The sequence below is a fragment of the Paenibacillus sp. 1-18 genome (genome assembly GCF_000520755.1).
In the GTDB taxonomy this organism is placed as follows: domain Bacteria; phylum Bacillota; class Bacilli; order Paenibacillales; family Paenibacillaceae; genus Paenibacillus; species Paenibacillus brasilensis.
Map to the genome: position 1 here is coordinate 1 of NZ_ASSB01000089.1, position 6,423 is coordinate 6,423.

At 45.6% G+C, this 6,423-nt stretch carries 5 protein-coding genes and 2 pseudogenes; 6 read left to right on the top strand and 1 reads right to left on the bottom strand.

Annotation, left to right across the window (positions count from 1 at the left end; translation table 11 throughout):
* The 5 genes and pseudogenes from L693_RS32325 to L693_RS0106490 form a co-directional block, all read left to right on the top strand.
* Positions 1–387 (top strand): hypothetical protein (locus tag L693_RS32325; protein ID WP_442950163.1); only part of this gene is annotated, 387 nt, incomplete at its 5' end.
* A gap of 813 nt (positions 388–1,200) precedes the next feature.
* Positions 1,201–2,589: pseudogene (locus tag L693_RS0106475) on the top strand (helix-turn-helix domain-containing protein).
* A 383-nt stretch (positions 2,590–2,972) separates the two neighbouring features.
* A pseudogene (locus tag L693_RS0106480) lies at positions 2,973–3,137 on the top strand (aspartyl-phosphate phosphatase Spo0E family protein); the annotation flags it as partial.
* A 111-nt stretch (positions 3,138–3,248) separates the two neighbouring features.
* Positions 3,249–3,443: a hypothetical protein gene (locus L693_RS0106485; protein ID WP_025716577.1), complete on the top strand. Its 195-nt coding sequence runs from the start codon at positions 3,249–3,251 to the stop codon at positions 3,441–3,443.
* A gap of 121 nt (positions 3,444–3,564) precedes the next feature.
* Positions 3,565–3,939, top strand: a complete 375-nt coding sequence (locus L693_RS0106490; protein WP_025716578.1) for a DnaJ family domain-containing protein — start codon at positions 3,565–3,567, stop codon at positions 3,937–3,939.
* A gap of 61 nt (positions 3,940–4,000) precedes the next feature.
* On the opposite strand, the gene gluQRS is transcribed toward L693_RS0106490, so the two are convergent.
* Positions 4,001–4,996 carry a tRNA glutamyl-Q(34) synthetase GluQRS gene (gluQRS, locus tag L693_RS0106495; RefSeq protein ID WP_025716579.1) on the bottom strand — a complete coding sequence of 332 codons (996 nt, stop codon included), beginning with the start codon at positions 4,994–4,996 and terminating at the stop codon, positions 4,001–4,003.
* Positions 4,997–5,295: 299 nt separating this feature from the next.
* Here gluQRS and L693_RS0106500 point away from each other — a divergent pair.
* The coding region (locus L693_RS0106500; RefSeq protein ID WP_025716580.1) for a helicase-related protein at positions 5,296–6,423 on the top strand (1,128 nt) is incomplete at its 3' end.

A 6,423-nucleotide genomic window follows, 5' to 3' on the forward strand; every position in this document is an offset into this window, starting at 1 on the left:
TCTTCCAGATGGAAAGGCACTGTTCGCTACGTCGCACTCTATATGAGTGCGTGGATTGAAATTGACGATGACGCAGACGACATTGAGATTTTCAACCACGTCGCACTCTATATGAGTGCGTGGATTGAAATTCGTATTGCGGGTATTGTCTTTTCATGTTTTGGAGTCGCACTCTATATGAGTGCGTGGATTGAAATCTCTGCGACATCCTTAATGTCTGGCACTTCCTCGCCCGTCGCACTCTATATGAGTGCGTGGATTGAAATTTTTAGAAATCACAAGTCACATTTGATAATCGGCCTGTCGTACTCTGTATGGAGTGTGTGGATTGCAAGACAGCCTGTGTTTTCATGGAAAGCTTACTTATTTTATAAGGTGCGAATGTGAAGCTCACATAAAAACCCCAGGTTCTTCGCACCTCGAAAAATGTCGAAAAATATTAAATTTGCTATTTATCCGTAAAAGTCAATAGCTGATCCAAGCTTATTTGGAATCATTTTTTGCGATTATGTTGTGGGATTGATATCATTAGGGTATGAATTGCTGCATTTTCGCTGTCGCACTCCATGTGAGTGCGTGGATTGAAATTACTCACCAAAACGACATATTAAACTATGATCCAGTCGCACTCCATGTGAGTGCGTGGATTGAAATAAGGACTTCGAAGGTGATAAGAAACTACAGGAAGCCGCGTCGCACTCCATGTGAGTGCGTGGATTGAAATTGACTATCAGATCCCGTAGACTTACCGTCCATAGGGTTATTTTACGCTTTGTGATATAAGATGAGTGCTATGGGTATCTATGCAATTTTGATAGGAATTGTGACTGGAGAAATAATCAACTTCGTATTATCAAAGCGAGAGAAATGAACTTATGCATCCCTTGATTGATCAAAATCAGGGGATTTTTCATTAAATTAAAAAAGTCATAGAATTTCTACCTGCAACCTCTACATCATTTACTGGTGGTAATGTATATGGAAAAATGAAATAGTCATGTCAACATTGTGAAATCTTTTATTTAGGCAATCCAATTCTACTTTTGCTACTCGTTTCACAATCTCCCCTTATGTGTAAGTAATGCGATTTATTTATTACAAACATTAGTTGCATAATATATTGACAGATGGTTAATTTTGGAGAAGAATAAAGTATGTTTTTTAAAATAATGGGATTTTTATGTGAAGGGTGGTTATGACTTGAAGCATACACCTACGATTTCGGCGGAGTTTGAAGCTTATCTAACACAAAATGACATGACATTGGCTTAATTTGCGGAATATTCAGGTGTTCATCAAAGAACGCTTAGTAATTGGATTACTCAGCATCGTCCTGTTTCCGTACAGCAGCTTGATCGAATCACTGTGGCTATGGATTTACCGGAAGGCTACTTATACGACCTATACATAGAAAACTATCTCATCGAACGTTCCCCCAATATGCGCCGAATTGAGCCGTTGTTATATCGTTGTGCGGAGCTGGACAAGCTGGATGCGATCCGACGAATCGTTGGAGCAATCATGGACAAGTTATTGTACTCTCCCAGACTATTTGGCATTGCAGAAGCATTATTTGCACAGGGACGACAAGAGGCGGCACTGCTGCTCTATGAGAGTGTGGCAGAAGGGGAAAAGTACCAGCATTCCGAGCGCTTGGCAGTCTGTCAGTATCGTATGTTCACCATTCAAGTTGGGGACGATCAAAGCCGCAATCTCAGGGCAGCTACACTGTTTGAACTTTTCGTGGAACGCCTGGACGAAATAGATCAGCTTGATGCGTTAAAAGATTTGGCGAATGTGTATCGTTCTTTGCGTGAATGGGATAGGCTTGATGCGACAGCTCGTAAAATGAGAGATAAAGCGAAAATTCAATATTCGATGAAACATCAACAGAGGAAGCGTAACGAGTATGAAAAGAAGCTGAGTCGCCCCATGTTTGTGTATATCACCTATGCAGACTTATTATGCGCAAGTGTCTGCGAAGCCCAAGGCGATTATGAGCAGGCATTACAATATACATATGCCTATGCTGATTTAGATTGGGTCATAGAGAAGGATGAGAATACTCAACACTGGGTCAACATGTTCAAGTATTGGGCAAAGGGAAATACGTATGTAAATAAACTCCTGTCCGGTGATATAAGTGTACTGCACGATTATGTTGAATATATTAGTGTATCATCAAAAACAACCGAAGAAGATAGGGTTACTCAACTGCTGAACATTATGATGGCAGCTAACCGATATCAGGTTGATGTGAATGACATACTCCAGCATTTTGAAATAGAGATTGGGTCTATTATTCAGCAACAACCAGTTAATATGTACACTTATCAAGTAGTACCGGAGCAAACAACACGTTTTAAATATGAACTTGCTAAATACTACTTGAATAGTGGCAACTACTCATATGGTTTCAACTACCTGTTAGATGTTCTATCTAAATCATTAGCCAATAACAAAGAGTCCTTTTTCATTAGATGCATAAGATTATTTGAGCAATTCAAACAATTTGCGGACGTTAGATCTTTTGCAAAGTATGAAAGTTTAGCTAGTAAAGGGCAAAGAGAAAGATTATTTTATTATTAATGTCATCTAACTTTTTTAGTGCTAGATTCCATGCCCTCTATATAGGTATTTTTAAACGTATGGTTAGACAATGAAAATGATTCTCTTAATAGTCGTAGCTAGCTTTTTGTTTATCGTGAACCTTAACTACTACCATAGTATTTAGCTTTTTGACCAACATGAAGGTTATTAAACAGAAGGCTAACCAATAAGCTCGCAACCTTACGGATGGCGGATATTGTTGGTTGAAAGTTGACTCTGAGCAACCTAGCACTATCGAAATTAAACATAAAACGTCAAAAAGTGCCTCTGGAATGCTCCAGAAGCATTTTTTTGTAGAGCAAATTTTCGGAAAATCCAAAAGTTTACGTTTTACATTAGGATATGACACAGAAGGGGGAATCATGCTGATGAATCAAGGTGTGACTTTACTTCGTGTCGAACGGGCCAGAAAAAGACTGTACCAAGTCCAGAAGAAATACGGATTTTTAACGCATCCCAAAGTGGTTGAACAATCCATGAAACTGGATGAACTATTGAATCAATACCAAACCTGCAAAATGAAATCTCAGCTAATGTGTGTGCATAACGTGCTGCTAAAGGCAGAAAGCGAAACCTAATCTCCAAACCCGAACTCCAAAAAAATTCTAACTCCTACACTATGAAGAGGTGTAACGTTGATGAACAAACGAAATCCTGTAACCCCTTTTGGCTGGAAAATCAAACAAAGGCTAGTCGAAATTCAAATGGATCAGAGAACTTTTTGTGACACCTACCGTGTTCCTGCTAGCCGATTGTCCAATCTCATTCATGGAACACGCAAGGCGAAAAAATATAGAAAACAAGTATGTCAATTGCTTGGGATCGAAGAATAACTCTCTCTCCTACAGAAATACAGAACATCCTCATAATATGTAGGGTACAGTGGTAATGGACCCCTTGTTTATTTAAAATAGATTGTACATAGGATGCTTATACAAGGAGTGGATAGGATCGATGGGGATGTTCTCCAGAATGGCAGAGCAGAAGATTGCCGAGGCGATGGCGAAAGGTGAGTTTGATCATTTGCCGGGAGCGGGCAAGCCACTGGTGATCGAGGATTTATCACATGTTCCAGAGGAGCTGCGGATGTCGTACAAGCTATTGAAAAATGCGGGCATTTTACCAGAGGAACTTCAGCTGCAAAAGGAATGTGTCCAGCTACGTGATTTGCTTCACGCTTGCCATGAGGCAGGAGAGCAACAGCGGATCAGTCGCAGGCTGACTGAAAAATCACTTCGTCTCCGCATGCTGCTGGAGGAAAGAGGTCTGAATACGTCGTCTGTATTTTATGAATATGAGTCGGCTGTGCGTAAGCGGCTGGAGGAATAGAAGCGAAAGGAGCCAAGGCGGGATGCCCTTGCCTGTATACTGGCTTCCATGCTTCACCTCATTAACGTTGCAGCTCAGACAGCCTTCTGAGGAATTGCTTGGTCAGGATGACAGGCTGATTGGGTAGCTTGTCCAAATGAAAGCCATCAATTAAGTCTACAGCCTTCACAGGCTCAGGCGAATCCAGCAGCCCGGAAAAATAGGCGAGCCAGCCAATGACTGCTTCCGGTGTGATTCCTTGCCGACGCATGGCTCGAAGTGCTACTCCGCCGTGTCGTTTGGCGAGCCGCCGTCCATCAGGCCCCAAGACGAGGGGGACGTGCGCGAAGCGCGGCGGCTGCAAGCCCAGGGCTTGGTATAGCAAAAGCTGACGGGGGGTTGAATCGAGAAGATCATACCCGCGCAGTACATCGGTAATATGCATATCCGCATCATCGACAACGACGGCAAGCTGATAAGAAAACATGCCGTCTGCCCGTTTGACGATAAAATCGCCCCCCTCTGCCGCACCGAAGGCCACATGGCCAGCTACCTGATCCTGAAATGAAATCACGGAATCCTGATTTTGCGGCACTTTGAAGCGAAGGGAAGGGAGTTTATGTTGTGATTTGGCCTCTACTTCCTGAGGGCTAAGACTGCGACACGTCCCCGAATAGGCTGGTCCTTCACCAGACAGTCCATGTGAAGCACTGGCGGCAGCCACAATATCCGCCCGGCTGCAAAAGCAAGGGTACAGCAAATCCTGCCCCTGTAGTTTCTCTAATGCAGCTTGGAAGCGTTCCAGCCGTTGGCTTTGGGTATAGGGACCGTAGGAACCGCCTACGTCTGGTCCTTCATCCCATTCCAGCCCGATCCAGCGCAAATCCTCCATAATTCCTTGGGCCAATGGGCTGCGAGCCCGAGTCATATCAATATCCTCCATACGTAAAACATAGGTTCCGCCCAGAGAACGAACATGCAGCCAAGATAATAACGCAGTGCGGGCGTTTCCCAAGTGTATCCATCCCGATGGGGTTGGGGCAAAACGTCCTCTGATGGGTTGGGCTTGTAATTCCATACGAAAGTTACCTCGTTTCTATATTCCGTCCTTTACAATCCATATAAACCCTATTATAAAACGATCCAACCGCGAGTGCATCCCGACAGGTCACGAAGCTGACATCGGGAGCTTGCCATGCGGCTTGGCATACCTGCGATAGCCAGACGGGAAATTTAAATATCTGTATAATAGATGGAGAATGATATCCTACCATAATAATTACAGGTGATGAAAAATTCACAATAATAAAAGAAGCAAAACCCAGATTCTACGCATTCTGCGTATCATTGGAGAGATTTCAATTGACAGAATTTCATTTGACAGATAAACAACTGCCTATCATACAAGTTATACCTCAGCTTAAAAATACCCTGCAATCTCAGCCGGCGGCTGTACTGATTGCACAGCCAGGAGCAGGGAAAACGACGGTTACACCGCTGGAGCTGTTGCATGAGCCGTGGCTGGCGGGGCAAAAGATGATCATGCTGGAGCCGAGGCGTTTGGCAGCACGGGCAGCAGCAGCGCAGATGGCGAAAGCGCTGGGCGAGCCCACCGGAAAGACAGTGGGTTACCGGGTTCGTATGGATACAAAAGTAGGGCCAAGCACGCGGATTGAAGTGGTTACTGAGGGCGTACTGACCCGGATGCTGCAGCATGATCAGGCTTTGGAGGGAGTCGGCCTGATTATTTTTGATGAGTTTCATGAACGCAGCCTGCATGCAGATTTAGGATTGGCGCTTGCTCTGCAAAGTCAGGCATTGCTGCGCCCGGATTTAAAAATATTAATTATGTCTGCCACATTGGAGGCCGAGCCGGTCTGCCGTCTGCTGGGAGACGCTCCATTGCTGGAATGTCCAGGCACGGTATTTCCGGTAGAGACTTTTTATAGGTCCAAGCCTGCATCGGCTAAATTAGAAGCTTTTACAGCAGAAACCGTGGAAAAAGCGCTGCATGCGCATGAAGGGGATCTGCTGGTATTCCTGCCCGGGGCGAGGGAGATTCATCGCACGGAGCGTGAGCTGGCTTCGAGGAATTTGCCTGCACATGCCAAGGTGATTCCGCTGTATGGCAGCATGAAGCTGGAGCAGCAGGATGAGGCGATACGCCCGTCGTCTTTGGGTAGCCGCAAAGTCGTTTTGGCAACCTCGATAGCCGAGTCCAGTCTGACGATCGCCGGGATTACGGTGGTAATAGACAGCGGATTGTCGCGGGAATCGGTATTTTCCGCGCGAACCGGCATGAGCCGTCTGACCACCGTCAAGGTGTCCAAAGCCTCTGCCGACCAGCGCCGTGGTCGGGCGGGCAGACTTCAGCCGGGCGTATGCTACCGGCTGTGGAGCGCGCAGGAGCACGCCGCGCTCCCGGATGCGAGCCGCCCGGAAATCGCGGCGGCAGATCTGGCTCCGCTCGCGCTGGAGCTGGCCGCCTGGGGCGTGCGCGAGCCC

Bases quoted from the DNA above. Each gene is read 5' to 3' on its own strand.
- L693_RS0106485 (WP_025716577.1), top strand. From the start codon at position 3,249: ATGAACAAACGAAATCCTGTAACCCCTTTTGGCTGGAAAATCAAACAA.
- L693_RS0106490 (WP_025716578.1), top strand. From the start codon at position 3,565: ATGGGGATGTTCTCCAGAATGGCAGAGCAGAAGATTGCCGAGGCGATG.
- gluQRS (WP_025716579.1), bottom strand. From the start codon at position 4,996: ATGGAATTACAAGCCCAACCCATCAGAGGACGTTTTGCCCCAACCCCA.